This window comes from Pseudophaeobacter sp. 1A09344, assembly GCF_041008745.1.
In the GTDB taxonomy this organism is placed as follows: Bacteria; Pseudomonadota; Alphaproteobacteria; order Rhodobacterales; family Rhodobacteraceae; genus Phycobacter; species Phycobacter gallaeciensis_A.
In genome coordinates this window covers 300,008-324,471 of record NZ_JAXGFS010000003.1, presented here as the reverse complement: position 1 = coordinate 324,471, position 24,464 = coordinate 300,008, and the positions used below count along the sequence as shown (strand labels likewise).

Below are 24,464 nucleotides of genomic sequence, written 5' to 3'. Positions count from 1 at the left end.
CCAATATTCGAGGCGACGCGTAGATCGCCCACGTTGCGCTTAAAATAGGGAACATTCGGTCAGGTTCAATGCGATAAAAAGGATGCAAAGAACTCTTCTTCGCTGCAGGTCAGCTCTGCCGTACATCCCGGCGCCGGTCTCACCAGCGGTGCGGCAACCAGATCGGCCCCGCGCCACAAAGCAGGGGTGACCTCCAGCACTGGTCCGGGCAGACCGGTTTCCCGCCAATCCGGACAGAGCTGCAGCCCCTCTGCCCCAAGGGCACGCACCTGACAATCATCTGATTTTACGCAATTAATTCCCCACCGCCCATCCCAGACCTCACCGGGTTCCGCGATCTGGCCACGTACGGCCTGCGCTTCGCGGCAGATCCAGACACGGCCCCGGCGGCACAGGATGCGCCCACCAGCAAGGGTAGCCGAACCGCCGGTACGGGCGGTTTCCAGCGCTGCCATCATCGGCGCGCGCCGCGGCGGATAGGTGCCGCCAGAAACCCATTGCAGCGCCGCCCGCAGCAACCGGTGAGCGATTTCATCCGGCAGTCCCGCAAAATACGCCCGCTCTACCGCCACAGCGCCCGCCTGAAACGAAAATCCCTCCTGCGCCGCCGATAGTGCATAGTGATCAAGCGTTTGCCGCGCCTGTTGCATATTTTTTGCAACAAGCGACAGCGCCTCGACGCTCAGACCCAACTCTTCCAGCATCGGCAGGGCCTGGCGCAACCGCACCCGGTCGAATCGCCTGTCCTCATTTGACGGATCGTCGACCCAAGGCACGCCTTCGGCGCGCAGGTAATCTCGCAGATCCGCCCGGCGCAATGACAAGAGCGGACGCAGCAGCGTCAGATCCTCAAGCTGCCGCACGGCGGACATTGCTGACAATCCATCCACGCCAGAGGCCCGCGTCAGCCGCATCAGCACGGTTTCCGCCTGATCGTCTGCCGTATGACCCAGCGCCAGTGCCGCGATGCCTTTGCTACGCGCCCACTCCCGCAGCAGACCATAGCGGGCCTGCCGGGCCTGATCCTGCAGATTGCCGACGCCGGGTCCCTCGGCCCAGTGCAGAATATCGTGTGAAAGTCCAAGGCCCGTGGCCAGCGCCGCAACGCCTTCAGCCTCGGCGGCCGAGGCCGCGCGCAATCCGTGGTCCACCGTGACCGCGTAGAGTTGCACCCCTTCGGGAGTCAAAGCGCGGTGTAAGATGTGAAGAAGCGCAACCGAGTCGCTCCCCCCGGAAACGGCAACCCCCAGCCGCTCTGGCAGGGGGTGTGGGATCTGGGCGCGAACGCCTGCAATGATATCCGCCGCGTCTTGCGTCAAGAACAGCCCAGCGTGGCCATCTCCGCCTCGGCACGGGCCACCGTATCATTGCCGGGGAACCGTGCGTTGACTTCAGAGAGGGTGATGCAGGCCTGATCGCGCTGGCCCAACCGGCCAAGAGCGGCACCCAGTTCGAACAACGCCTCGGGCGCCATCGGGCCAACCGCATCGCCGGTAAAGGACGCCAGATAGGCCCGCGCCGCCTCACGCGTGTCGCCCAGACCATCCATCGCCTTGCCGCGATGGAAATCGGCCTTTGCCGCCAACGGGCTACCCGGATAAGCGGCATTGAAGGCCGCGAATTTCTCGGCGGCGTCCTGATAGCTGCCTTCGTCCAGCGCCTGCTTGGCCGCATCGAAATCGGCGCGCTCGCCCACCGCCAACTCGCTGGCATCACCCGGCACAGGAACCGGCACAGAAGTCTCGATGCTTGCCGCTTCGGTGTCCCCGCCCAGCGTCGAGGTTTCACCCAGAGCGCTGATGTCACCGCCTTCCAGTTCGACCAGTCGGAACTCCAGATCGCCAATGCGGTTGGTGCCATCGGCAACGATCCGGTTGATGCGGTATTCCAGTTGTTCAGTCTGGGCGGTCAGGCGCTGCAGCTCGGTCTCGATCGCCTCGACCCGGTCCAGCACCGAACTGCCTGCCAGATTGGTGGCAGGTGCGCCGGTGGTGGACAATTCGCGCGTCAGACGCTGGATTTCCACGTGCAAGACGGTCAGCTCCTGCCGGATATCGGCAAGTGTCTGCTGGTCCTGCGCTGCTGCGGGCAGCGACCCGAACAGCGCTGCAACGGCGGCCGAGGCAATCAGGGTGGCGCGGATCCGGCGGGGCAGCTGCATCGCCTTACCCCGTCAGGCCGCTGGCCAGAACGGTCACGGCGCGGCGGTTCTTGGCATAGCAGCTTTCGGCCGAACAGATCTCAAGCGGGCGTTCCTTGCCATAGCTGACCACCTGGATCCGGTTGCCCGCAACCCCTTGGGAAATCAGGAACTCCCGCGCCGAATTGGCCCGGCGCGCACCAAGCGCAAGGTTGTACTCGCGGGTGCCCTGCTCATCCGCGTGGCCCTGGATCGTGACGTTGTAATCGGTATTGGTCAGCAGCCAACCCGCCTGCCCGCGCAGGACCTCTTCGGCGGCAGGCGACAGGCTGGACTGATCCACCGCGAACAGCACCCGGTCACCGATGGCCTGCTGGAAATAAGCCGGGCTGGTGGGATCTGAAACCGATCCCGCTGCACCGGCGCCCGCGCCGCTGCCATCCCCGAACCTGGTGTCGTCCCAGGAGGCGTTGCTACAGCCTGCAACCCCGAGGGCCGCGACCACCAGAAGTGCCTTTTTGAAACCGCTCATGCTCATTCCCTACCCCTTTACGTTTCTTGCTGGCAGCCTACCACATGTCGGATCAGGCAGCCATGCCGGTATTTATGCCCAGTTGACCATCGCGTTACGGTCCGGGCCTCAGTTCTGCAGCGGCGACCAGGCCGGATCCGATGCCCCGTCAGGGGTGCGGACCGGCTTCAGGTTGCGCCCGGTGATATCCACTGAATAGAGCAGCGCCCGGCCACTCGCCCCCTGGGTTTCGCGGGTGAACATGATCACCCGGCCATTGGGCGACCAGGTCGGCCCCTCATCCAGGAAGGATGCCGTCAGCAGGCGCTCCTCGCTGCCATCGGTGCGCATGACGCCGATATGGAAACGGCCCTTGCTTTGCTTGGTAAAGGCGATGAGATCGCCGCGCGGCGACCACACCGGCGTGCCATAGCGCCCGGTGCCAAAACTGATCCGCCGCGCCGCGCCGCCCGCGGCGGGCATCACGTAGAGCTGCGGCGCGCCAGAGCGGTCGCTTTCAAACACGATCTGGCTGCCATCCGGCGAATAGGAAGGCGCCGTTTCGATCGACGGTGCGTTGGTCAGGCGGGTGCGTTTTCCGCTGGCGATATCCATGGTGAAGATGTCGGTATTGCCGCCCTGGGACTGTGAATAGACCACCGTGCGCCCATCGGGGGCGAAACGCGGAGCAAAGCTCATGATGCCATCGTCCGCCGACAGGATGCGGCGCTGCACCTTACCCACGTCCAGCACGTGGATCTGCGGAAAGCCGGTCTCGTAACTGGTATAAAGCACCCGGTCGCCGGTAGGCGAAAACCGCGGCGCCAGCACGATGGCATCGCTGTTGGTCAGATACTGCACATTGGCGCCATCATAATCCATGATCGCCAGCCGTTTGCGGCGGTCGTTCTTGGGGCCGGTCTCAGACACAAATACCACCCGGCTGTCGAAATAGCCGCCTTCGCCCGTGATCCGGCTGTAGACGGCATCGGCCACCTTGTGCGCCATGCGCCGCCAGCCATCGGTGGTGCCGGAAAACTGCAACCCGCCGCCAAGCTCGCCTTCGGAAAAGACATCATAGGCGCGGAAGCGCACGGTCAGACGCTTTCCCTTGACGCTGACTGCGCCGGTGATCAGCGCCTGCGCATTGACGGCCTTCCAATCGGCGAACTTCACAGCGTCGTCAAAGGCGGCAACCTTGGAAATATGCGCCGAGGCCGGAACCTCGCGGAACAGGCCAGTGCCGCTCAGATCCGCAGCCACCACCCGGGCAATCTGCGCCGCGTATTCGCGCGCTGCCGGGTCGTCTGGAATGAAATCGGGCACCGCATAGGGCAAGGGCTCGATCACGCCCTGATCGATCTCGATCCGCAACGGCCCGTTTTGCGCCAAGGCAGACCCGTTCAGCGCCAGAACGGCGCCGCAGATTGTCAGGCCAATCAGAGCCAGGCGTGCCAGATAGGTCTTCATTTGATCCGCATCCTTTCGGGATTGAATGTCATCTCAATATCACGCCATTGCGCATATTTTTCAGGGGGAAGTTGAAATCCTCGTGAACCGCAGCGGATAATTGCCCGCCGGGCGGCCTCATATGCCTGTTTTGCCGCCGTTGCCGATCCGCCGGTGCTGGACAGCATCCGGATCGAGCCGCTGTCGGGTTTGCCATCCTGCGCGAGGGTGACACCCACGACCACGGTGGTCTTCAGCGCCTCAGTCGACAGCGAGCCGACATTCCAGCATTGCGACACCGCGACCCGCAGGGCGTCTTTTTCGCCCGAGGTCAGCGGCGGGCCAGAGGGTTCCGGCGCCTCAACATCCGCGCCGCCGGACAGCGCAGCGGCAAGCGCATCCTCCACAGCAGAAGGGTCCACCTGCGGCTGGGTGTCTTCGGTCTCAACCGGCGTCGACGCCGCTTCAGGCTCCGGCTCCGGCGCCGCCGCGCGGCGTATCGGGCGCCCACGGGGCCGCAGGGACTGCTCGGGCGCGGTCACGGTCTGCTCGTCGCTTTCGTTCTCTTCGGTCACGATACGGTCGCTGGCGGCCTCGGGGGCGGTGGCCTCCTGGACTTCCTGCTCTGTCTCGGCACCGACGTCGGGGGCGATTTCGGGCTGTTCGATCTCATCCACTGCCGTGTCCGGCTCGGGCGGGGCCACCGGCACCGGGGCGACCCGGTCCACCGGGCGCTGCTGCTGCACGTCGGGCTGCGGCGCCACCAACGCCGTTGTCTCCGGCGGCTCAGGCACGCCGGGCGCCGTGTCCGGCACCTCGGGTTCGGCAGGTTCCGGGGGCTGTTCGGGCGTTTCTGCCACCACCGGGTCGGGGATTGGCGGGGACAGGGGTTCGGGTGTGGGGGGCTCCGGCTCTGGCCGCTGCTGTGGCGGCAAGGACACCTCCGGCGCGGCACTTTCCTGCGGCGGCTGCAGCGTGCTGGCCTCGGGCGCCACCTGCGGCGCCTGCCGCGTCTGGCTGAGGCGCTCGAATTCCTCGGCACTGATCAGAGAGACCTCCTGCACCTCGAACGGCAACGGCTCGGACGGGAACCAGGCGCCAAATGCGACCCAGCTCAGCAGCAGCCCATGCCCCGCAAGAGAGATCTTGGTTCCGGTCTGCACGCGTCGTGCCCCCGCCTATTGATCCGGGCCGCTGCCCGACCCGCCATCTGCCGCACCCGCAGTTGCACCATCCAGCGCCGGACCACCCACGTCAGTCACCAGGCCCACGTTGGAAAAGCCGCCCGCATTGAGCGCCCCCATGATCTGCATGACATCGCTATAGGCAATCGCCCCATCGGCGCGCAGATAGACCCGGTCAGAGCTGCGCTCGGCCGCGATGGCGCGCAGTTTCACCACCAGGTCATCCCGCGCCACCGAGGTGGTCTGGATCTGGATATCGCCGCCTGCGGTCATGGTGACGGTCAGCGGCTCTTCCTCATCGCCAGGCAAGGCGCCGGCAGCGGTTTTCGGCAGATCCACCGGCACACCCACCGTCATCAGCGGCGCGGCCACCATGAAGATGATCAAGAGCACCAGCATCACATCTACAAAGGGCGTGACGTTGATTTCGGCCATCGGCTGCACCCGGCCGCGACGGCGGCCCCGGCGGCGCCCGCCCGATCCCGAAGACGACTGTTGAACAGCGGCGCCCATGGCTCAGGAATCCAGCTGACGGCTGAGAATGGTAGCGAATTCATCGGCAAAGGCTTCATAGCCGCCAAGGATCCGGTCACTGTCCGCGCTCAGCTTGTTGTAGAAGATCACCGCCGGGATGGCGGCCAGAAGGCCAAGGCCCGTTGCCATCAGCGCCTCGGCAATACCCGGCGCGACAACGGCAAGGTTGGTGTTCTGCTGTTCGGCGATTTCGATAAAGGCAGTCATGATACCCCAGACGGTGCCGAAAAGACCGATAAAGGGCGCCGTGGAACCGACGGTGGCCAGCACTGGCAACCCGCTTTGCAGGGTTTCTGCCTCCTTGGCGATGGCCACATCCATCGACCGGTCGATGCGCGCCTGCGCCCCGGGTATCAGCCCGCCATCGCTACGGTGGCTGCGGCGCCATTCCGCCATGCCAGCAGCAAAGATCCGCCCCGATGGCCCGGCCGGATCCGGCCCCAGCTGATCGAACAGCCCGTCCAGAGGCTCACCCGACCAAAAGGCCGCTTCAAAATCCGCCGCTTCGGCCCGTGCCTTGCGATAGTTGATGATCTTCTGGATGATGATGCCCCAGGACCATACCGAGGCGGCGATCAGCATCAGCATCACCAGTTTCACGGTGATCGTGGCCCGCGCGAATAGGCCCCACATAGAGAAATCAATCTCCTGCGCCAGCGCCAGAGTTTCTGCTTCCATTTGCCTGCTCTATCGTTTCCGGCCATCTGCCTGCGGCCTTGATTGAGGCAACGCTAGCGCAGTTCACACGGAAAAGCCAATGAAACAGGCGTGACAGAGGCCCCAGCCTAGAGCAATGCGCGAATCTCTGCCGGCAGGCGTGTGGGACGGCCATCCGCCGCGGTGACACAGACCGCCGTGACCACCGCCTTGAACAGGGGCGTGTCGCCGCGCCGCACCAGCTGCCGCATCGTAAGCCGCGCCCCGGTCAGTTTTTCCACCTCGGTTTCCACCACCAGCTCATCTTCGAACTTGGCAGGCGCCAGGTAATCGGCTTCGATCCGCTGCACCACCCAGATGAGACCCGCATCGCGCATGGCATTCTGGTCATTGCCAAGCTTGCGCACCCAGTCGCTGCGCGCCCGCTCGATATAGCGCAGGTAGTTGGCGTGATAGACGATCCCGCCCATGTCGGTGTCTTCATAGTAGACCTGTAACGGGAATTCATGCGTCATGATCTGCCCTTTCTCGCTCTTGCCCGCACCCTAGGGCGCCCCCCTCAGGCCAGCAAGCCCCCGGCCTTTATGACGGTGCGGGATCTTCCAAGGGGTAGTCCGCCAGCACCTCATAGCGCGCACCATCCGGCGTCAGGGTCGAGCGGAACAGCGCCATCCGGTCGATCTGCATCTCTGGCAGCGAGAAATCCCCCTGCGCCTGCAGGAAGGCGCCAAGGCGCTGCGCCCTGTGCTCCGGCATCTGGCGGGGAAACCGGGCAAGGGTGATATGCGGGCGGAACCTTTCGCGCGGCAGGTCGATCTCCGCCCGCTCTGCTGCCCGCCGCACCTGATCGCGCAACCGGGACAGGTCGGGATCCGGTGCAACCGCAGCAAAAAGGATACGCGGCACACGACCGCCAAACAGATCCAGCCCAGTGATCCGCAACCTCAAGGGCACCGCCGCAATCCGCGTCAGCTCTTCATGCAGCAGCTGCAGTGCGAAATCGGGCTGATCGTCCAGAAAGGCCAGCGTCAGATGCAAATTGTCCCCAGGCACCACGCGCCCCACCGGGATCTCCTCTTGCAGGGTCTCCAGCGCCAGAATGGCCTCCTCTGGCAGTGACAGCCCGACAAAGGACCGCATGGCGCTGACCTCCCCCGTTACTGAACCGGTGTGTGCGGCGGCGGCGCCTGAAGACGCGCAAACAGGCGCAGCGCGTGCGATGCATCATCCGCAGCCACCGGCATCATCCGGTCATAGGCGGCGGCGATCACCCCGGCGATCTCCGGACGCAGGATGGTCGCGCCGGTTTCCGGCAGCACCGCCAGCGGGGACCTATCGGCAAAGGCGCCCTCGCCCCACATCAGCATCACCTGCACCGCCTGCGTCAGCGCCAGGGTTTCCGCAGGCATCCGCGCCAGTTCGCCTTTCATCCGCAGGAAGACGAACCCGGCCTGGATGGCCCCCTGATCGTCAAACCGGAATGCGCGATACTGGCTGGCATTCGCCGCCTTGAGCCGCGCCACCAGAGGATCCAGATCCGGGATCAGACGGCCCAGATCCGGAACTTCCAGAAGCTCATCCCACTCGCGGAAGAAAAAGAACATCAGATTGGCGCCCAGTTCCGGGTCGGTTTCGGCCATCTGGTGCCCTGCCAGCGTTACCACAGCTTCCAGCGCGCCCTTTACGGTCTTCAGCGTCTCCTCTTCGACGCCAAAGACGATAGGTGCAATCGGTCGGCCCCAGCGGGCAAAGGCATAGCCGCCGCCGGGGCGGGAAAACAGCGCTTCGATCTGCTCCGGTGTCAGGTCCAGTGTCATGATGGCGGCTCCGTCGGTCATCCCAGTCTCGCATCGGGGCCGTCTATGCCTGCAAGAAAGCTGAACGGCAAGGGGCAGCTCCCGCGCCCGCAGGACCCCGGCTGCGCCGATGATCCTGACCGGCTTTGGGCCCGGCGCCGCTGTCGCGGCGCGGTTGCGCCATCCGCGCACGCCCCTTTTTCGGGTCAAGGGACGCGCCAGCGGCCACGCGGTACGCGTGGTTCACCCTTGAGGCGGAAAAGGGGAACACACAATAGAAAAGGTTCCTGAGGGACAGACCTGTCCTTCAGGAACCTCTCAGCAAGTTATTGCGCCGCCATAGCGGCGCCCCGCCCCTTCAAGAAAACAGATCACTCTGCGATTTCGGTGGCGCAATCCCCAGATGCGTCCAGGCCTTCTGCGCCAGCATCCGACCACGCGGCGTGCGCTGGATCAGCCCCTGCTGCAACAGGAAGGGCTCGATCACCTCTTCCAGCGCATCACGGCTTTCGCTCAACGCCGCCGACAGGGTTTCGATGCCCACCGGACCGCCCGAATAATTCTCGGCAATCAGCCGCAGGTAACGGCGATCGGCGCCATCTAGGCCCAGATTATCGACACCAAGCCGGGTCAGCGCGCCATCGGCCAGCTCCCGGGTGATCGTGCCATCGCCCTCGACCACCGCGAAGTCCACCACGCGGCGCAAGAGCCGCCCGGCGATCCTGGGGGTGCCGCGGGCGCGCCGCGCGATCTCCCGCGCGCCAGCCTCATCCGCCGGGGCGCCCAGCTTGCGGGCGTTGCGGGTGACGATCTCGTGCAGCTCCTCCACGGTATAAAACTGCAGCCGGGTAGGGATACCGAACCGGTCGCGCAGCGGTGTGGTCAGCAGGCCCATCCGGGTGGTGGCCCCAACCAGGGTAAAGGGCTGCAGCTCGATCCGCACGGTGCGGGCCGCCGGCCCTTCACCGATGACGAGATCCAGCTCGAAATCCTCCATCGCCGGGTAAAGCACCTCCTCCACCGCCGGGTTCAGCCGGTGGATCTCATCGATGAACAGGACGTCCCGCGCCTCCAGATTGGTGAGGATCGCGGCCAGATCGCCTGCCTTGGCCAGCACCGGGCCAGAGGTCATGCGAAAGTTGACGCCCAGCTCGCGCGCCACGATCTGCGCCAGCGTCGTCTTACCAAGGCCGGGAGGCCCGTGAAACAGCGTATGGTCCATCGCCTCGCCGCGGCGGCGGGCGCTTTCGATAAAGACGCGCAGGTTGGCACGCGCTTCGGCCTGACCGATAAACTCGCCCAGCCCCTGCGGGCGCAGGGCACGGTCGCCATCGCCTGCACCGTCTTCGGGCAATGGATCGGGGCGCAGAGTCGGATCGGCGTCAATCATTTCGGCCTCGCAGGCTATTATTCGCACGCTCCCGTCCGGCTGACAGGCCGGACAGTGCCCGGCCGCCCCTCCAGGCGGGCACTTCGTTTCCACCAGCGGCCGGGCACTGCGCTTTGTGCTTCACTGCCATTCTTCGTTCACCCTTTCGGCGCCAGCAGGCGCAGCGCGGCGCGGATCAGCTCCGCCTCTCCGGCTTCCGGCTCTGCTGCTGCGGCCTCGGCCACGGCAGCGGCGGCATCCGACGGCCCATAGCCAAGGTTCCCCAGCGCAGACAGCGCCCCGGCCGAGGCCGCAGCAGCTCCGCTGGGCTGTTTCTGCTGTTTCTTGCGCACGGGTTTTGCCGCGGGGGCGGGTTCGCCCGTTTCCACCACCGCGTCCAGCTCAGGCCCGTCCATTGCCTCGGTGACGGTCCCGCCCATGGCCATCACGCCGGGCGCCTTGTCCTTCAGATCGAGCACGATGCGCTGCGCGGTCTTGGGACCGACCCCCTTGGCGGCCTTGACCGCTGCCCAGTCGCCAAGCGCAATGGCGCGGCTAACCCCATCTGGCCCCAGCGCGCTGAGGATGGCCAGCGAGACCTTCGCCCCGACCCCCTGCACCGAGGTCAGCAGCCGATGCCATTCCTTTTCCACCAGCGAAGTAAACCCGAACAGCTGCATCAGGTCCTCGCGCACCAGGAGTTCGGTGTAAAGCGCAACCGCCTCTCCGACGCCGGGCAGCGCCGCCATGGTCCGATCCGAACAATAGACGATATAGCCAACGCCGCGCACGTCGATCAGCACGTGGTCCTGGGCGCGGTACTCCAACCGTCCGGTGAGTTTTCCAATCATGCCCGCACCTCCTTCAGGACCCGCTGCTGCGTGCCCCCGTAATAGGCGTGACAGATGGCAATCGCCAGCGCATCTGCGGCATCCGCGCCCTTGGGCGCGCAGCCGGGCAGTTGCAGTTTGACCATATGCAGGATCTGCCCCTTGTCCGCATGTCCGACGCCAACCACCGTCTTCTTCACCCGGTTGGGCGCATATTCCCCCACCGGCAGACCGGCCTTGGCCAGGGTCAACAGCGCAACGCCGCGCGCCTGCCCCAATTTCAGCGTCCCTGCACCGTCCTTGTTCACGAAGGTCTGTTCGATGGCCGCCTGATCTGGACGGTAGGCCGCGATCACCTCGCTGACCTGATTGTGGAGCGACAAGAGCCGCTCTCCCAGATCATCCCCATCTGACTGGCACAGCCCGTTCGCCACATGCGACAGGCGCGTGCCCTGCGATTCGATAACGCCCCAACCGAGGGTCCGCAGCCCCGGGTCGATTCCCAAAATCCGCATGCTGTGACCGGTCCCTGCTCATTGCTTCGAATTGTTTTGAAGATCCACTAGCACAAAAGGCGAACATATCCAAACGCTTTCGCCTTGGGCCACCCAGGGGCGCGAACACCGGAGACGGCGCAAATCGGTAAATTCGGGTTCGAAAACGCCCTCTCGATGTCGGGCTGCGACATCCGCTGGCGTAAACACTGCAAAACGGAGGAGAGCCCTTATTTACAAGGCCAAAAGCCATGCAAAATTTGCATGGGGCCATGCAAAAATCGACCTTGCTGCCGACGGATTTCGCCTCTACCTGCCGATTAACGTCACACGGCGCATCACAGTAACACATACCCAAGAGGACAAGGATATGGCTGCATTCGACACCACCCGCACCACCTATGGCTCCGTCGGCCTGTTTGGCCGTATCGGCGGCCTTCTGACCACCACTCTGGCCTCTGCCGTGGCCTGGAATGATGCGCGCGTGACCCGCAACGCGCTCTCCGCACTCAGCGACCGCGAGCTGTCCGACATCGGCATGTGCCGCGGCGACATCGACGACATTGCAGAGGGCAAACCGGTCTTCTGAAGACCCCATCTGATCTGGCTGGCGCTTTCATTTCCCTCAGGGCGCACAGCATCACGCCGCAGGCCACCCGGTCTGCGGCGTTTTTCATTTGTGTTCGGGGATATTTCGACTGCCTCCGCCACAACCCAAAAAGGCGGGCAGGGAAAATGCGCAACAATGCAGTTCAGTGCAGATAGGGACGGAGTTTTTCGCCGATCAACATGGACACAGGCTCGGCTTGCATCAGAAAGGCACCGGCCCGCTCGACCGCGACCCCTTTGGACAGGTCAGCCACCCGTGCGTCGTAGCTGGCGAACCCCAGCGCCGCCATCAGGAAACCCTTGAACAGGAAAAAGGCACAGAGGAAAAACACCACCGCTCGCGGTGTGATCCGCGAGCGTATCTGGCGCGGTGCCACCACGATCAGACCGTCCGAGCGCACCCGGGCGGAATAGCCAGCAGACATGTCGTTGTGCTTGCCTTCAAGGCGCCGCAGACGCGCCTGGAATTCTTGATGTTGCTTGCCCATAACACGAGCCCCCAAAACCTACTGGCCCCCACCAGCGATTGAGGCAGTATGCGCGCGAAATGTGGCAAGTTTTGGGCGGATACTTAAAATAAGAGGCAAACTTAGCTCAATCAGCTCTCTTTCTGCAGCAAGAGCGTCGTCCATTCACCGATTTCATCCCGCCGCCGCAGGGTCAGACCGTTCTCTGCGTAGACCGCGATCACATCGTCCGCCTGCTCGTTGAGGATGCCCGACAGGATGGCAAAGCCGTCCTTGCGCAGGTTCGCGGCGATATCCGGCGACAGCGCCACAAGCGGGCCTTTCAGGATATTGGCAAAAATCAGATCATAGGGCGCCACCGCCTTCAGATCCGGGTGATCAAAGCCTGCGGCCTCAAGACAGGTCACCTGCCCGCCCATGTCATTGGCCTTGAGGTTCGCCTCGGCGACCTCGACAGCGACCTGATCGATATCGCTGGCCATGAACTGCCCATCCCAGACCCGCGCCGCTGCCATGGCCAGAACCGCAGTGCCGCAGCCGATGTCGGCCACCTTGGCGCCAGTAAATCCGGTGTCGATCAGATGATCCAGCGCCCGAAGACAGCCCAACGTGGTGCCGTGGTGGCCGGTGCCGAATGCCATTGCCGCCTCAATCAGGAGCGGGATCTTGTCCCCCGGCACCTTATCCGCATCGTGGCTGCCGTAGACGAAGAACCGCCCGGCCTCGACCGGAGCGAGTTCCCGGCGCACATGGGCGACCCAGTCGGTTTCCGGCAGTTCAGAGACGGCAAAGGGTTTCGCCTCATGCATCGCTGCCAGCAGCGCAAGACCGGCCTCATCCGGGGCTTCGGTGAAATAGCCGCCAACCTCCCACAGGCCCGATCCATCCTCGACCTCGAAAACGCCGACACCGGTGGGTTCCGGGGTCAGACGTTCCATCGCATCGCCCAGCGCCTCGGCTTTGGCTTTTCCGGTGAGGGTGGTCAGGGCGGTGAAAGTGGGCATGGCGGGTCTCCAGGATGTGCTGTACAGCGCCTAGGCCCCGCAGACGGTCCCGTCAAGCGTAAGGCGCGCAGGCCGACCGGCCCGACCACGCACTGCGCACGGCCTTCCCCTCCAATGTCTCGCCTTTACTCGGCCGGGGCGGCAGCGGTGAACTTGCTGAACACCGTCTCGTTGCCCGGCTCGGGATGGCGCGGGATCAGGCAGGCCAGCGTCAGCGAGATCAACGCCATCGCCGCCGCCAGCGCAAAGACCGCGGCCGGAGAGATCACCCACAATAGACCAAGCAGGACCGGCAGGAAGACCGCCGCGATATGGTTGATGGTAAAGGCAACCGCTGCGGTGGGGGCGATATCGCCGGGATCAGCGATTTTCTGAAAATAGGTCTTCAGCGCCAGCGCCAGCGCAAACAGCACGTGATCGATGACATAAAGCGTCGCCGCCAGAACGACGCCCCAACCGAACCAGTAGATGCCGCCATACATGGCAAAGACCACGGCCAGCCCGGCGTATTCAAAGATCAGGGTTCGCCGTTCACCGAACTTAGCGACAAACCGGCCCAGCAGCGGCGCCACGGTCATGTTGATCACCAGGTTGATCAGGAACAGGGCGGTGACTTCATGCACCTCGAACCCAAATTTCTCGACCATCATGAAGCCGGCAAAGACGACAAAGATCTGCCGCCGCGCTCCGGCCATGAATTGCAGCGCATAATAGAGCCAGTAGCGGCGGCGCAGGATCAACTTTTTGACCTGCGGGTGCGGTGCCTCGAATTGCGGATAGACCATGAGGCAAACCAGCGCCAGCAGCGTCGTCACCCCGCCTGCGCTCATGAAAACGACGTTGTAGCTGAGGTTCAGCGGCTCCCACAACAGGACAATCAACCCATAGACAACCAGCGTCGCCGCCGATCCAGCGGCCAGAAGCCAGCCCAGGATCTGCGGCGCCCGTGCCTTTGGCAGCCATTGCAGCTGCAACGACTGGTTCACCGTCTCGTAGTAGTGAAACCCGATCGAGGACAGCATGGTGATGGTCAGGATCCCGCCCAGCGAGGGGAACCAGGCGGTCACCGCTGTCGCCGCACCGAGGAGCATCAGCGACACCAGCCCCAACACCTGTTCACGCACCAGCAGGATCACTGCGATCACCCCGATGGCCAGAAATCCTGGGATTTCCCGCACCGTGTGAAGCAGGCCGATATCGGCGCCGTCGAACTGAGCCACCTCGATGACAAAGTTGTTGAGCAGCGCATTCCAGGCATTGAAGGCAATCGGCATACATAGCGCCATGACGAACAACAGAGTGGTCGGGCGACGCCAGCGCGGCATGTTGCGCGCGGTCTCTATCGGGATGGGATTGAACATGGGTCAAGCATGTACGCCCCTTTGCCCGCTCTGGCGAGAGCAAAACCGCCCCTGCACATCTGATCTGCATCAATGCAGCCGGGTAATTTTATACATATTACGATGCGTGCATAGATCGGGAGGCGCGCAATGGATCTGGTTTCACTTGTAGAAGGCATCGGAGAGGCCCCGACGGCGGCCCTGTTCGGTTTGCTCACCGGGCTGACCTTTGGTGTTGCGGCGCAGCGCTCCCGCTTTTGCCTGCGCGCGGCCACGGTGGAATTCGCGCGCGGCCGGATGGAGGACAAGGTGGCGGTCTGGCTGCTGACCTTCTCTACCGCCGTGGTCTGGGTGCAGGCGGCGCAGCTACTGGGGCTGATGAATGCAGCGGATGCGCGGATGATGGCGGTGCCGGGCAGCTGGTCCGGCGCGGTGATCGGCGGTCTGATCTTTGGCGCTGGCATGGTGCTGGCGCGGGGCTGCTCGGGGCGACTTCTGGTGCTGGCGGCCACCGGCAACCTGCGCTCGGTCGTGTCCGGGCTGATCTTTGCCGTCGTGGCACAGATGAGCCTTTCGGGCGTGCTGTCACCGCTGCGCGACCGGCTGGCCGGGCTCTGGGTTACATCCGGCGGGCGCAACATGGATCTTCTTGCCACCTTTGGCCTACCGGAATGGGGCGGTCTGGCCCTTGGCGCGGCGATTGCTGTGCTGGCGCTCTGGCTGTCGCGTCGCAACCGTATCGGCGCGGCGCGGCTGATCTTTGCCTCGGGCGTGGGGTTTGCCGTCGCCATGGGCTGGGTGCTGACCTATGAGCTCAGCCTCGTCGCCTTTGACCCGGTGCAGATCGAAAGTGCCACCTTCACCGGCCCCTCGGCCCATACCCTGATGTTCTTCCTCGACCGCAACGCCATTCTTGAATTCGACGTGGGCCTGGTGCCGGGCGTCTTTATCGGCGCGATGCTGGCCGCTGCCCTGTCCGGAGAGATGAGGATCCAGGCCTTTGACGGCGCCGTCACCATGCGCAAGGCGATGATCGGCGCGGCGCTGATGGGGTTTGGGGGCATGCTGGCGGGTGGCTGCGCCATCGGCGCAGGCGTCACCGGCGGGTCGATCTTTGCCGGCACCGCCTGGCTGGCGCTGTTCTGCATGTGGATCGGAGCGATGCTGACCGATTTCCTTATCGATCAGCCGGGCCGGACGGTGACCGCATAAAAATTTGTAGGTCAGCGGGATTATTTCTCGCGCAGGCGCGTCTTATTATCTGCCGGTCGCAACGGACCGGTACGATCTTAGACGAAAGGACCAAAAGATGCGCTTCACCTTCCCTATCGCCGTTATCGCCGCAGCCATGATCGGCTCAGTCGTACAGGCTGCTACCGCGATCCAGAGCGGCGACAGCGCCAAGGGCGCGATCCTGACCGACGGCAGCGGCATGTCGCTTTATACCTTCGACAAGGACACAGCCGCCGTTTCCAACTGCTATGGCGATTGCGCCACGAAATGGCCGCCGCTGGAGGCCAGCAGCAAGGCCCGACCGCAGGGCGCCTTTGGCATCATCCTGCGCGCCGATGGCTCCCGCCAGTGGACCCACGAGGGCAAGCCGCTCTACACATGGTTCAAAGATGCCAAGTCCGGCGATATCACCGGTGACGGCGTCAAGGGCGTCTGGCACCTCGCCCGCCCGTAGGCGCGCCCCGGCCCGAAGGTCCCCCCCTCCCATGACCGACTTGGACAAGATCGAAGCCCAGATCCCGGCACTGCGCCGCTACGCCCATGCGCTGATGCGCGACGCCGAGGCGGGCGACGATCTTGTCCAGGATTGCCTCGAACGGGCCGTGGCCAAGCTGCATCAGCGCCGTCCCGATGGCGCGCTGCGAGCCTGGTTGTTCCGCATCCTGATCAACCGCCACCGCGACCTGATGCGCCGGGCCCCACGGCCTGGCCACCTGATCGCCGTCGACGAGCTGCCAAGCGAACCCTCGCGCCCGGCAGGACAGGAGGCCCATATGGCGCTGCGTGAAACCGAGGCTGCCATCGCCCGGCTGCCCGAGGACCAGCGCCGCGCTCTGTTGCTTGTGGCGCTTGATGGCGCCACATTCGACGAGGCCGCGACCATGCTCGACATTCCGCGCGGCACGCTGATGTCACGGCTGGCCCGGGCCCGCGCCAGCCTGCGCACCATGACCGGCCGCGGCGGCGCAACGTCCGCCGCACCGAAACCAACCGGAAGACCCAACCGATGACCACCCATCCCGACACCCCGCTGAGCGATGATGAGCTGCTCGCCTATCACCACGGCGAACTGGACGAGGCCGCGCGCGCCGCGCTTACCGAGCGGATCGCAGCCGACCCCACGGCACAGACACGGCTCGCCGACTGGGCGCAGCAGGACGAGGAATTGCGGATGCTCTTCCCCGAACCGGAGGAGCCCACGCCCGAGGCCCTGACCGATATTCTGCGCCGCCCCGCCCCTGCAACCGCGCCGCGCTCGCCCTTTCGCGCCCCGGCACGCGTGGCGGCAATGGTGGGTCTTCTGACACTTGGCGGGCTTGGCGGCTGGATCGGGCGCGGCGCGCTGGCTCCCATGACGTCTGGCAATGATCTGGCACAGGCCGCGCTCAAGGCTCATGACACCTATGTGGTCGAGGTGGTGCACCCGGTCGAAGTGCCCGCCAGTCAGCGCGACCATCTGGAAAGCTGGATCTCAAAACGCGTCGGCGCCCCGCTGGTTCCACCCGACCTCGCGGCCTCCGGTTTTGCGCTGATGGGCGGCCGGGTTCTACCGTCCGAGGACGGAACGGCCGGGCTTTTCATGTACGAAAACGACGCAGGCACCCGGATTACCCTTTATATTGCCCCCCAGCATTCCGGCGGCGACAGCGCCTTCCGTTACGCTGGTGAAGGAGCAACACAGGGCCTTTACTGGCAGGATGGCCCGCTGGGCTATGCGGTGGTCGGCCAGATGCCACGTGATCACCTGCGCACACTGGCCGAGAAGGCCTATGATCAGCTGCTCTGACTTTTCGTGACCATATCGGTCAGCGAAAAGCGGTGTACGCAAGGGAGCAAGAAGGCCCCGTGCCCTAAAAGAAACTCTGCGGGTCGATATCGACGCTGAGGCGCAGATCGCCTTTGGGGCGCACCGGCGCGATCCAGCGGGCGATGGCCTCTTGCAATGGCGCGCCCTTGGCCACCTTCACCAGAAGCCGCACCCGGTGGCGGCCCCGGACCCGGGCGATGGGCGCGGGGGCCGGGCCGAACAGCTGCGCGCCGATCTGGCGCAGGGCACCATCGTTGCGCGCCAGCGTTTCGCCAAGATCAAAGACCTGCGCCAGATCCGATCCCGACAGGATGATCCCCGCCATACGGCCAAAGGGCGGCACCCCGGCGGCCTGCCGTTCAGCCGCCTCAGCCTTCCAGAAGGCCTCCTCGTCCCCCGACAGGATCGCCCGGATCACCGGATGTTCGGGCTGAAAGGTCTGAAGCAGAGCCTCGCCTGGCTTTTCCGCCCGCCCGGCACGCCCCGCTACCTGCCGCATCAGCTGGAATGTCCGCTCTGCTGCGCGCAGGTCAGACCCCTGCAGACCCAGGTCCGCATCGATCACGCCCACCAGCGTCAGCAGCGGAAAGTTATGCCCCTTGGCCACCAATTGCGTGCCGAGGATAATATCCGCCTCCCCCGCCGCAATCTCCTCGATCCGCTGCTTCAGCGCGCGGGCCGACCCAAACAGATCCGAGCTGAGAACCGCGATGCGCGCTTCGGGAAACAGCGCCGCTGCCTCCTCTCCCAGCCGTTCGATCCCGGGGCCGACGGGGGCCATCTTGCCTTCGACCTGACACGATGGACAGACCTCGGGCACCGGTTTCGTCTCACCGCATTGGTGGCACATCAGCCGTTTCAGGAACCGGTGCTCGACCATGCGGCTGTCGCAGTGATCGCAGGCCACCTGTGCGCCGCAGGCCCGGCAGATGGTTACAGGCGCAAATCCCCGCCGGTTGAGGAACAACAGCGACTGTTCCCCCCGCTCCAGCCGCGCCTTCATGGCGTATTTCAGCGTCGGAGAGATCCAGGTCGAGGGCAGCAGATCCTCGGCCCGCATATCCACCGCGCGCATCTCCGGCAGCACCGAGGCGCCAAAGCGCGAGGTCAGATCCAGCCGCTTGTACTTGCCTGCGTCGGCGTTGGCCCAGGTTTCAAGGCTCGGCGTGGCCGAGGCCAATACCACCTGCGCCGAACACATGGCCGCGCGCAGCACCGCCATGTCGCGGGCATTGTAGAGAACGCCATCCTCCTGCTTGTAAGAGGTATCGTGTTCCTCATCGACGATGATCAGCCCTAGGTTCCGGTACGGCAGGAACAGCGCCGAGCGAGCGCCGATCACCAGCTGCGCCTTGCCCTGCCCCACCATGCGCCAGACCCGTCGGCGTTCGGTCATGGTGGCGCCGGAATGCCATTCCGCCGGGGTGGCGCCGAACCGCGCTTCGACCCGTTTCAGAAACTCCGCTGTCAGCGCGATCTCGGGCAACAGGACCAGCGCCTGCCGCCCGGCGCGCAAGGCCGCCGCCACCGCTTCCAGATAAACCTCGGTTTTGCCCGATCCGGTGACACCTTTCAGCAGCGTGGTGCCATAGGCGCCGCTTTTGACGCCCTCTTCCAGCGCCGCCGCTGCTGCCGCCTGATCGTCGGTCAGCGCCTTGCCCGGCAGATCGGGGTCCAGATTCGGATAGGGCAGATCGCGCGGGGTTTCCTCCTCGCGCAGGGCGCCCTGTTTTACGAGCCCCTTGACCACCGACGGGGTCACGCCCGCCATATCGGCCAGTTCCTTGGCGGTGAAAGCCAGCCCGCCAAATTCCTCCATCGCGTCCAAAACCCGGGCGCGGGCATCGGTCATCCGGTCCGGCTCTTGATCGCCGCGGCGCAGGATCTTGCGCATCGAGGGCGGATCGGACAGCCCCGGCGCCCGGCTCGCCAGCCGCAGCATCGCGGGCATCGGCGTCAGGGTGTAATCGGCGGCCTTTCCCAGAAAGGCGCGCATTTCGCTGCGCATCGGCGCCACATCCAGCACACGGGTCACGCTGCGCAGTTTCGACGAATCAAAATCGCCCGCGCCCGGCCCCCAGACCACGCCCAGCACCTTGCGCGGCCCCAGCGGCACCTCGACATAGGCACCGAGGAAACAACCGCCCTCGGGGGCGCGGTAATCCAGAAGCCGGTCAAGCGGCTGCGTGGTCAGCACCGCCACCCGCTCTCCTGCTTCGAAATGCTCCTGATCGCTCACCGCTACCTACCTTGTGCCCTTGCAAATTGTCCGTGCAAAGTGTCCCTGCAAAACCGCCGGGGCTTTTTAATGCCTCCCCCATGAGGTAAAGGCTAGCCCAATCAAGGCCAACCCACGCCAAAGGATTCCCGGATATGAAATTCTTCGTAGATACCGCCGAAATCGATGCCATTGCCGAACTCAATGACCTTGGCATGGTGGATGGCGTCACCACCAACCCCTCGCTGATCAAGAAATCCGGCCGTGACATCATCGAAGTCACCAAGGAAATCTGCGATCTGGTCGACGGCCCCGTTTCCGCCGAAGTCACCGCCACCGATGCCGAAACCATGATCGCCGAAGGCCGCAAGCTGGTCGAAATCGCCGAGAATATCGCCGTCAAGGTGCCGCTGACCTGGGATGGCCTCAAGGCCTGCAAGGTGCTCAGCGACGACGGAAATATGGTCAACGTAACGCTCTGCTTCTCCGCCAATCAGGCGCTTCTGGCGGCCAAGGCCGGTGCCAACTTCATCTCTCCCTTCATTGGACGTCTGGATGACATCAACCTCGATGGCATGGAGCTGATCGAGGATATCCGCACCATCTACGACAACTACGGGTTCGAGACCGAGATTCTCGCCGCCTCGATCCGCACCGTGAACCACGTGCTGGACTCTGCTCGCATCGGCGCCGACGTGATCACCGCCCCCCCTGCCGTGATCAAATCCATGGTGAACCACCCGCTCACCGACAAGGGCCTTGATGCCTTCCTCGCCGACATCAAGGACGCAGGCATCAAGATCCTCTGATCCGGGGCCAATATTCCAACGACCCAAAGGCGCCCCATCCCGGGGCGCTTTTTTCTTGGCGTTTCCTGATCCGGCGCAAACCGCCGGGTCAAGGGCCGCAGAGCGGTCGCGCTCCGCGCGATCCACCCTTGACGCGGTCCCTTCCAATACACAATCGACATGGCGCTTTGAGGGGGCAGAGCGCCCCCTCAAACGCTTCTCAGCACCCCTCAAGGTCCGTCAGGACCGCCACGCCGGGCAACAGCCCGGCGCCCGGCCCAACCAGCGAGGAGGCCGCCCGTGGCGGCCCCGCAGCGGGCGGGAGCTCCCCGATGCACCCGCTGCGGGAGCTTCGGCGTTTTCCCACCAGAGACAGATTTTTCACCCGCATCGCCCGAAACCCATGTTATAACCCTGTCAAAAGACCCCAAAGAGGTTCGAACATGAGCAGCAATACCGCCAAACTCGACGACGCCCTGCGCGCCGCGATTCTGGAAAAACCAGACGCGATCCTGGAGGATCAGAATCTGATGAACGCCCTCGTCAGCGCCAATGAACGCGCGATGGGCTCGAATATCGTGGATCTGCGCGGCATCGCCATGGAGCGGCTGGAGGCGCGACTGGATCGGCTGGAGGACACCCACCGTTCGGTCATCGCCGCGGCCTACGAAAACCTGTCCGGCACCAACCAGATCCACCGCGCGGTGCTGCGCCTGCTGGATCCCACCGATTTCACCGGTTTCCTGGCCAGCCTCAATCAGGAGATGGCCGAAATCCTGCGCGTCGATGCGCTGGCGCTGGTGCTGGAAACCCGGCAGGAGGACGGCAGCGCCGCCGCCGAACGTATCGGCGATGTGCTGAAAATCGTCTCGCCCGGCTATGTCGCCGACTATGCCGCCGCAGGCGGGCGCGGCGGGCCGGACCGTCAGGTCACCCTGCGCCAGCTGCAGACCGGCAGCGCCCGGATCTATGGCGGCAAGGCGGAGTGGATCCGCTCAGAAGCTTGCCTGAAGCTGGATCTGGGCAGCGGCCGCCTGCCCGGCATGCTGGTGCTCGGCTCTGAGGATCCGCATCAGTTCTCGCCGCAGCAGGGCACTGACCTTCTCGGCTTCTTCGCGGGCGTCTTTGAACGAACCATGCGCCGCTGGCTGTCATGAGCCTGATCTCCCCGGCCTGCCGCGACGCCCTGCAGCACTGGCTGGAGGGGCTTGCCGCGCTGGGGGGCGCCTCGGCCAATACGATCACCGCCTACCAGGGCGATGTCACCAGCTTCCTCGCCTTCATGACCAGCCATACCGGCGGCCCACAGGGGCTGGGGGCGCTGGCGCAGATCTCCACCGCCGACATGCGCGCCTGGATGGCCTCCGAGCGCAGCGCGGGCACCGGTTCACGCTCGCTGGCACGCAAACTCTCCTCGGTCAAAAGCTTCTATCGCTGGCTGGCGACACGCGAAGGGTTCGAGCCCACCGCGGTTCTTGCGGTGCGGGCACCGAAGTTCCAGAAAAAGCTGCCCCGCCCGCTGGCGCAGGACGCTGCCCGCGCCGTCATCGAGACGGTTGAGCTGCAATCCACCAGCGACTGGGTCGCCGCCCGCGATGTTGCGGTCGTGACTCTGCTTTACGGCTGCGGCTTGCGCATTTCCGAGTCGCTCAGCCTCACCGGCGGCGATGCGCCCCTGCCACAGGTCCTGCGGATCAAGGGCAAGGGCGAAAAGGAACGGGTGGTGCCGGTGATCGCCGCCGCCCGCGATGCGGTGGATCGCTATCTGGACCTTTGCCCGCATCCGCAGATGCAGGACGCACCGCTGTTTCGCGGCCAGCGCGGTGGTGCCCTCAACCCCCGCCAGATCCAGGGGGTCATGGCCAGAACCCGCGCCCAGCTGGGCCTGCCTGCCTCGGCCACGCCCCACGCGCTGCGGCACAGTTTTGCCACCCACCTGCTGGAGGCCGGAGGAGATCTGCGCGCCATTCAGGAGCTTCTGGGCCATGCCTCGCTTTCCACCACGCAGGCCTACACGGCGGTGGATACGGCGCATCTGATGGAAGTCTACAACCGCGCCCATCCCAAGGCCTGATCTCAGACCGAAAGGCCCCTCAGCGTCGCTGGAAGACAGCCCAGGTAAAGGGTTGCTCGGCGCCGCCCGGTGTCTGGTGTACTTCTCGCCAGTGGTGCAACAGGGTGAACGCGTCCCCCAGCTCCTGCGCCAGCCCTTCGGCGGAATATCTGCGCACCGGCAGGCCGCTGCATGTCTCCGGCCCGTCCGGCGCAAAGGTTGCAAGGATCACATGTCCATCGGGACGCACCCCAACCCGCAAAGCAGCCACATAGGCGGCACGGTCGGCCGCGTTGGTCAGAAAGTGGAACACCGCCCGATCGTGCCAGATCCCATAGGCGCGCGGCGGCACCCATTCAGTGATATTGGCCGCGATGCGCACGACCTCCTGCGCCCGGTCTCCCAGCCGCTGTGCCTGTACCGCCAAAGCAGCGTCGGAGATATCCAGAACCGTCAGATCCCGCCAGCCACGTTCCAGCAGAACCGCCGCCAGATCCGAAGCGCCACCCCCGACATCCAGAAACGGCTGATCCTGCGCGCCGATCAGATCAATAGCCTTCAGCGAAGCCTTGGGATACGCCTGATACCAGCTGACGCTCGTCGGCGCCTTGCTCTCATAGACAGCGTTCCAATGTGCGCTCTGGTCTGGCATCACGCTCCCCCTTCAGACGCTCCCCGTGCCGGAGCATATCTGGCCAGCACATTAGACATGCGATTATCAGAATGCAAAACGCTCAGGCGGCCCCCCACCGGATGAGACAGGCATCCAAGCGCGCGGAATAAATAAAATGCAATATATTCCGAAGCCTGCCGACAACCTCTCCTTAACCGCGTTCAGAGTTGATAGGGGCAAACCCGCTCCAGAAAGGATGCCCTATGTATCACGACCCCCATTTCTGTTTTGGCCAGGCTCCCGCTGCACCGGCGGCGCCCGTCTCTCAGATCCGCCTCCCCCGCTCCATTCCTGTTTCGCATTGGCCCTTCCCCGGCTCCATCCCCGGCGTCGTAAGGGAAATGCTGTATATGTCCGATGATGGTGCCGCCTTTGATGCGGCCGTGGAAAACGCGCCCCATATCAGCAAAACGCTGCACTGAACCCTTGCGGGCCGAGGGCAAATTCGCCATCACGGGTGGATGAAACCTCAGATCCGCGCCATTCTCGTTCATCTTCTGACCGCCACCGGCGCCGTCTTTGCCATTCTGGCAATGCTGGCGGCCGCCGATGCCAAGTGGAGCCTGATGTTCCTGTGGCTGGTGGTCGCCTTTGCGGTGGACGGTGTGGATGGCCCGCTGGCGCGGCATTATCACGTAAAACGCTACGCGCCGCAGTTTGACGGGGTCCTGCTGGATCTAATCATCGATTACCTGACCTATGTCTTCATCCCGGCTTTTGCCCTGTTTAAATCCGGGCTGATGGCAGGCTGGACTGGCTGGTTCGCCATTATCGTCATCACCTTTGCCAGCGCGATGTATTTTGCTGACACCCGGATGAAGACAAAGGACAACTCCTTTTCCGGCTTCCCCGGCTGCTGGAACATGCTGGTGCTGGTGATCTTTGCGCTGGAACCGAGCCACTGGACCAGCCTCGCGCTGGTGACGCTACTCTCCATCGCGATGTTCCTGCCGCTGAAGTTCATACATCCGGTGCGCACCCAGCGCTGGCGCCGCATTTCGCTGCCGGTGGCGCTGGTCTGGACCGCGCTGGCAGGCTATGCGGCCTGGATCGATTTCCATCCCGAAAGCTGGGCCCACTGGGGGCTGATCGTGACCTCGGTCTACCTGCTTTTCGTCGGGGTCGTGCAGCAGATCTTCCCGCCCAAACGCGCCTGAGCCTGCTGCCGACGCAACCACGTGCGACAAAACCGGCCTGAAACCAGTAGCTTCTGAATACGTCTCAAAGCCGTCTCAAATGCGAGGCACTATGGCCTCCCTCGGGTAAGCCTGCCTTAAATTCTGATCGTCAGGATCGATGGAGCATCCT

The 24,464-nt window shown here is 64.4% G+C and carries 28 protein-coding genes; 10 read left to right on the top strand and 18 right to left on the bottom strand.

What is annotated here, in order from left to right; genetic code table 11:
• Positions 1-65 precede the first annotated feature (65 nt).
• The 13 genes from tilS to ruvC all read right to left on the bottom strand — a co-directional run bounded on the left by tilS (position 66) and on the right by ruvC (position 10,985).
• Complete coding sequence (gene tilS / locus SM765_RS07225) at positions 66-1,319, bottom strand: tRNA lysidine(34) synthetase TilS (RefSeq protein WP_274841269.1); 1,254 nt, start codon at positions 1,317-1,319, stop codon at positions 66-68.
• Positions 1,316-2,161 (bottom strand): tol-pal system protein YbgF, encoded by an 846-nt coding sequence (gene ybgF / locus SM765_RS07220; RefSeq protein ID WP_274837640.1) that lies wholly within the window; start codon positions 2,159-2,161, stop codon positions 1,316-1,318. Before ybgF ends, tilS begins: the two co-directional genes overlap by 4 nt.
• A gap of 4 nt (positions 2,162-2,165) precedes the next feature.
• Positions 2,166-2,672 (bottom strand): peptidoglycan-associated lipoprotein Pal, encoded by a 507-nt coding sequence (pal, locus tag SM765_RS07215; RefSeq protein WP_065272677.1) that lies wholly within the window; start codon positions 2,670-2,672, stop codon positions 2,166-2,168.
• Positions 2,673-2,780: 108 nt separating this feature from the next.
• Positions 2,781-4,121 carry a Tol-Pal system beta propeller repeat protein TolB gene (gene tolB / locus SM765_RS07210; RefSeq protein WP_274837639.1) on the bottom strand — a complete coding sequence of 447 codons (1,341 nt, stop codon included), beginning with the start codon at positions 4,119-4,121 and terminating at the stop codon, positions 2,781-2,783.
• Positions 4,118-5,263, bottom strand: a complete 1,146-nt coding sequence (locus SM765_RS07205) for an energy transducer TonB (RefSeq protein ID WP_274834515.1) — start codon at positions 5,261-5,263, stop codon at positions 4,118-4,120. Before SM765_RS07205 ends, tolB begins: the two co-directional genes overlap by 4 nt.
• 15 nt (positions 5,264-5,278) lie before the next feature.
• Positions 5,279-5,797: a protein TolR gene (gene tolR, locus SM765_RS07200; protein ID WP_274837638.1), complete on the bottom strand. Its 519-nt coding sequence runs from the start codon at positions 5,795-5,797 to the stop codon at positions 5,279-5,281.
• A gap of 3 nt (positions 5,798-5,800) precedes the next feature.
• Positions 5,801-6,496 carry a protein TolQ gene (gene tolQ, locus SM765_RS07195; RefSeq protein ID WP_065272673.1) on the bottom strand — a complete coding sequence of 232 codons (696 nt, stop codon included), beginning with the start codon at positions 6,494-6,496 and terminating at the stop codon, positions 5,801-5,803.
• A gap of 107 nt (positions 6,497-6,603) precedes the next feature.
• Positions 6,604-6,990: a tol-pal system-associated acyl-CoA thioesterase gene (gene ybgC, locus SM765_RS07190; protein ID WP_274834516.1), complete on the bottom strand. Its 387-nt coding sequence runs from the start codon at positions 6,988-6,990 to the stop codon at positions 6,604-6,606.
• A gap of 67 nt (positions 6,991-7,057) precedes the next feature.
• On the bottom strand, positions 7,058-7,615 hold the full coding sequence (gene thpR / locus SM765_RS07185) for an RNA 2',3'-cyclic phosphodiesterase (RefSeq protein WP_274834517.1): 558 nt from the start codon (positions 7,613-7,615) through the stop codon (positions 7,058-7,060).
• A gap of 17 nt (positions 7,616-7,632) precedes the next feature.
• Complete coding sequence (locus tag SM765_RS07180) at positions 7,633-8,292, bottom strand: hypothetical protein (protein WP_274834698.1); 660 nt, start codon at positions 8,290-8,292, stop codon at positions 7,633-7,635.
• Between the two features lie 337 nt (positions 8,293-8,629).
• The gene (gene ruvB / locus SM765_RS07175) at positions 8,630-9,661 is read right to left on the bottom strand and encodes a Holliday junction branch migration DNA helicase RuvB (protein WP_274827841.1); all 1,032 of its coding nucleotides are present in this window, start codon (positions 9,659-9,661) and stop codon (positions 8,630-8,632) included.
• A 137-nt stretch (positions 9,662-9,798) separates the two neighbouring features.
• Positions 9,799-10,491, bottom strand: a complete 693-nt coding sequence (gene ruvA, locus SM765_RS07170; RefSeq protein ID WP_274834518.1) for a Holliday junction branch migration protein RuvA — start codon at positions 10,489-10,491, stop codon at positions 9,799-9,801.
• A complete protein-coding gene (gene ruvC / locus SM765_RS07165) occupies positions 10,488-10,985 on the bottom strand; it encodes a crossover junction endodeoxyribonuclease RuvC (protein ID WP_065272667.1) in 498 nt (165 codons plus the stop codon). Before ruvC ends, ruvA begins: the two co-directional genes overlap by 4 nt.
• Before the next feature lie 349 nt (positions 10,986-11,334).
• On the opposite strand from ruvC, the gene SM765_RS07160 reads away from it, so the two are divergent.
• On the top strand, positions 11,335-11,553 hold the full coding sequence (locus SM765_RS07160) for a DUF1127 domain-containing protein (RefSeq protein WP_274831317.1): 219 nt from the start codon (positions 11,335-11,337) through the stop codon (positions 11,551-11,553).
• Between the two features lie 163 nt (positions 11,554-11,716).
• Here SM765_RS07160 and SM765_RS07155 read toward each other — a convergent pair whose 3' ends face one another.
• From SM765_RS07155 to SM765_RS07145, 3 genes are all read right to left on the bottom strand, one after another.
• Positions 11,717-12,061, bottom strand: a complete 345-nt coding sequence (locus SM765_RS07155; RefSeq protein ID WP_274827725.1) for a hypothetical protein — start codon at positions 12,059-12,061, stop codon at positions 11,717-11,719.
• Positions 12,062-12,171: 110 nt separating this feature from the next.
• On the bottom strand, positions 12,172-13,044 hold the full coding sequence (locus tag SM765_RS07150; RefSeq protein ID WP_065272664.1) for a 50S ribosomal protein L11 methyltransferase: 873 nt from the start codon (positions 13,042-13,044) through the stop codon (positions 12,172-12,174).
• A gap of 125 nt (positions 13,045-13,169) precedes the next feature.
• A complete protein-coding gene (locus SM765_RS07145; RefSeq protein ID WP_274837637.1) occupies positions 13,170-14,405 on the bottom strand; it encodes an MFS transporter in 1,236 nt (411 codons plus the stop codon).
• A 129-nt stretch (positions 14,406-14,534) separates the two neighbouring features.
• Here SM765_RS07145 and SM765_RS07140 point away from each other — a divergent pair, with 129 nt between their 5' ends.
• From SM765_RS07140 to SM765_RS07125, 4 genes are all read left to right on the top strand, one after another.
• Positions 14,535-15,596 carry a YeeE/YedE family protein gene (locus SM765_RS07140; RefSeq protein WP_274827723.1) on the top strand — a complete coding sequence of 354 codons (1,062 nt, stop codon included), beginning with the start codon at positions 14,535-14,537 and terminating at the stop codon, positions 15,594-15,596.
• 97 nt (positions 15,597-15,693) lie between these two features.
• Entirely contained in the window at positions 15,694-16,071 is a 378-nt protein-coding gene (locus SM765_RS07135; RefSeq protein ID WP_274837636.1) for a COG4315 family predicted lipoprotein, read from the top strand.
• A gap of 31 nt (positions 16,072-16,102) precedes the next feature.
• On the top strand, positions 16,103-16,627 hold the full coding sequence (locus SM765_RS07130; RefSeq protein ID WP_274831320.1) for a sigma-70 family RNA polymerase sigma factor: 525 nt from the start codon (positions 16,103-16,105) through the stop codon (positions 16,625-16,627).
• Positions 16,624-17,403 (top strand): anti-sigma factor family protein, encoded by a 780-nt coding sequence (locus SM765_RS07125; RefSeq protein ID WP_065272659.1) that lies wholly within the window; start codon positions 16,624-16,626, stop codon positions 17,401-17,403. The genes SM765_RS07130 and SM765_RS07125 overlap by 4 nt, the downstream gene beginning before the upstream one ends.
• A 64-nt stretch (positions 17,404-17,467) precedes the next feature.
• Here SM765_RS07125 and SM765_RS07120 read toward each other — a convergent pair whose 3' ends face one another.
• The gene (locus SM765_RS07120) at positions 17,468-19,663 is read right to left on the bottom strand and encodes a primosomal protein N' (protein ID WP_274837635.1); all 2,196 of its coding nucleotides are present in this window, start codon (positions 19,661-19,663) and stop codon (positions 17,468-17,470) included.
• Positions 19,664-19,797: 134 nt separating this feature from the next.
• On the opposite strand from SM765_RS07120, the gene fsa reads away from it, so the two are divergent.
• The 3 genes from fsa to SM765_RS07105 all read left to right on the top strand — a co-directional run bounded on the left by fsa (position 19,798) and on the right by SM765_RS07105 (position 22,504).
• On the top strand, positions 19,798-20,451 hold the full coding sequence (gene fsa, locus SM765_RS07115) for a fructose-6-phosphate aldolase (RefSeq protein WP_368981477.1): 654 nt from the start codon (positions 19,798-19,800) through the stop codon (positions 20,449-20,451).
• 422 nt (positions 20,452-20,873) lie between these two features.
• Positions 20,874-21,587 carry a DUF484 family protein gene (locus SM765_RS07110; protein WP_274831324.1) on the top strand — a complete coding sequence of 238 codons (714 nt, stop codon included), beginning with the start codon at positions 20,874-20,876 and terminating at the stop codon, positions 21,585-21,587.
• Positions 21,584-22,504, top strand: a complete 921-nt coding sequence (locus SM765_RS07105) for a tyrosine recombinase XerC (protein WP_274834524.1) — start codon at positions 21,584-21,586, stop codon at positions 22,502-22,504. The genes SM765_RS07110 and SM765_RS07105 overlap by 4 nt, the downstream gene beginning before the upstream one ends.
• A 19-nt stretch (positions 22,505-22,523) precedes the next feature.
• Here the strand turns inward: SM765_RS07105 and SM765_RS07100 are convergent, their stop codons facing one another.
• The gene (locus SM765_RS07100) at positions 22,524-23,135 is read right to left on the bottom strand and encodes a class I SAM-dependent methyltransferase (protein WP_065272654.1); all 612 of its coding nucleotides are present in this window, start codon (positions 23,133-23,135) and stop codon (positions 22,524-22,526) included.
• A gap of 224 nt (positions 23,136-23,359) precedes the next feature.
• Between SM765_RS07100 and SM765_RS07095 the strand changes: the two genes are divergently transcribed.
• Together SM765_RS07095 and SM765_RS07090 are read left to right on the top strand one after the other, a co-directional pair.
• Positions 23,360-23,578 carry a hypothetical protein gene (locus tag SM765_RS07095; protein WP_274827716.1) on the top strand — a complete coding sequence of 73 codons (219 nt, stop codon included), beginning with the start codon at positions 23,360-23,362 and terminating at the stop codon, positions 23,576-23,578.
• Between the two features lie 39 nt (positions 23,579-23,617).
• Complete coding sequence (locus tag SM765_RS07090) at positions 23,618-24,313, top strand: CDP-alcohol phosphatidyltransferase family protein (protein ID WP_274837634.1); 696 nt, start codon at positions 23,618-23,620, stop codon at positions 24,311-24,313.
• The last annotated feature ends 151 nt before the right edge of the window (positions 24,314-24,464 follow it).

Coding starts and splice junctions, on each gene's coding strand:
- SM765_RS07090 (WP_274837634.1), top strand. CDS start 23,618: ATGAAACCTCAGATCCGCGCCATTCTCGTTCATCTTCTGACCGCCACC.
- fsa (WP_368981477.1), top strand. CDS start 19,798: ATGAAATTCTTCGTAGATACCGCCGAAATCGATGCCATTGCCGAACTC.
- ybgF (WP_274837640.1), bottom strand. CDS start 2,161: ATGCAGCTGCCCCGCCGGATCCGCGCCACCCTGATTGCCTCGGCCGCC.
- tolR (WP_274837638.1), bottom strand. CDS start 5,797: ATGGGCGCCGCTGTTCAACAGTCGTCTTCGGGATCGGGCGGGCGCCGC.
- SM765_RS07130 (WP_274831320.1), top strand. CDS start 16,103: ATGACCGACTTGGACAAGATCGAAGCCCAGATCCCGGCACTGCGCCGC.
- tolQ (WP_065272673.1), bottom strand. CDS start 6,496: ATGGAAGCAGAAACTCTGGCGCTGGCGCAGGAGATTGATTTCTCTATG.
- pal (WP_065272677.1), bottom strand. CDS start 2,672: ATGAGCGGTTTCAAAAAGGCACTTCTGGTGGTCGCGGCCCTCGGGGTT.
- ruvA (WP_274834518.1), bottom strand. CDS start 10,491: ATGATTGGAAAACTCACCGGACGGTTGGAGTACCGCGCCCAGGACCAC.
- tolB (WP_274837639.1), bottom strand. CDS start 4,121: ATGAAGACCTATCTGGCACGCCTGGCTCTGATTGGCCTGACAATCTGC.
- thpR (WP_274834517.1), bottom strand. CDS start 7,615: ATGCGGTCCTTTGTCGGGCTGTCACTGCCAGAGGAGGCCATTCTGGCG.
- SM765_RS07160 (WP_274831317.1), top strand. CDS start 11,335: ATGGCTGCATTCGACACCACCCGCACCACCTATGGCTCCGTCGGCCTG.
- SM765_RS07110 (WP_274831324.1), top strand. CDS start 20,874: ATGAGCAGCAATACCGCCAAACTCGACGACGCCCTGCGCGCCGCGATT.
- SM765_RS07150 (WP_065272664.1), bottom strand. CDS start 13,044: ATGCCCACTTTCACCGCCCTGACCACCCTCACCGGAAAAGCCAAAGCC.
- ybgC (WP_274834516.1), bottom strand. CDS start 6,990: ATGACGCATGAATTCCCGTTACAGGTCTACTATGAAGACACCGACATG.
- SM765_RS07145 (WP_274837637.1), bottom strand. CDS start 14,405: ATGTTCAATCCCATCCCGATAGAGACCGCGCGCAACATGCCGCGCTGG.
- SM765_RS07100 (WP_065272654.1), bottom strand. CDS start 23,135: ATGCCAGACCAGAGCGCACATTGGAACGCTGTCTATGAGAGCAAGGCG.
- ruvC (WP_065272667.1), bottom strand. CDS start 10,985: ATGCGGATTTTGGGAATCGACCCGGGGCTGCGGACCCTCGGTTGGGGC.
- SM765_RS07180 (WP_274834698.1), bottom strand. CDS start 8,292: ATGACACTGGACCTGACACCGGAGCAGATCGAAGCGCTGTTTTCCCGC.
- SM765_RS07140 (WP_274827723.1), top strand. CDS start 14,535: ATGGATCTGGTTTCACTTGTAGAAGGCATCGGAGAGGCCCCGACGGCG.
- SM765_RS07105 (WP_274834524.1), top strand. CDS start 21,584: ATGAGCCTGATCTCCCCGGCCTGCCGCGACGCCCTGCAGCACTGGCTG.
- SM765_RS07095 (WP_274827716.1), top strand. CDS start 23,360: ATGTATCACGACCCCCATTTCTGTTTTGGCCAGGCTCCCGCTGCACCG.
- SM765_RS07155 (WP_274827725.1), bottom strand. CDS start 12,061: ATGGGCAAGCAACATCAAGAATTCCAGGCGCGTCTGCGGCGCCTTGAA.
- SM765_RS07135 (WP_274837636.1), top strand. CDS start 15,694: ATGCGCTTCACCTTCCCTATCGCCGTTATCGCCGCAGCCATGATCGGC.
- ruvB (WP_274827841.1), bottom strand. CDS start 9,661: ATGATTGACGCCGATCCGACTCTGCGCCCCGATCCATTGCCCGAAGAC.
- SM765_RS07125 (WP_065272659.1), top strand. CDS start 16,624: ATGACCACCCATCCCGACACCCCGCTGAGCGATGATGAGCTGCTCGCC.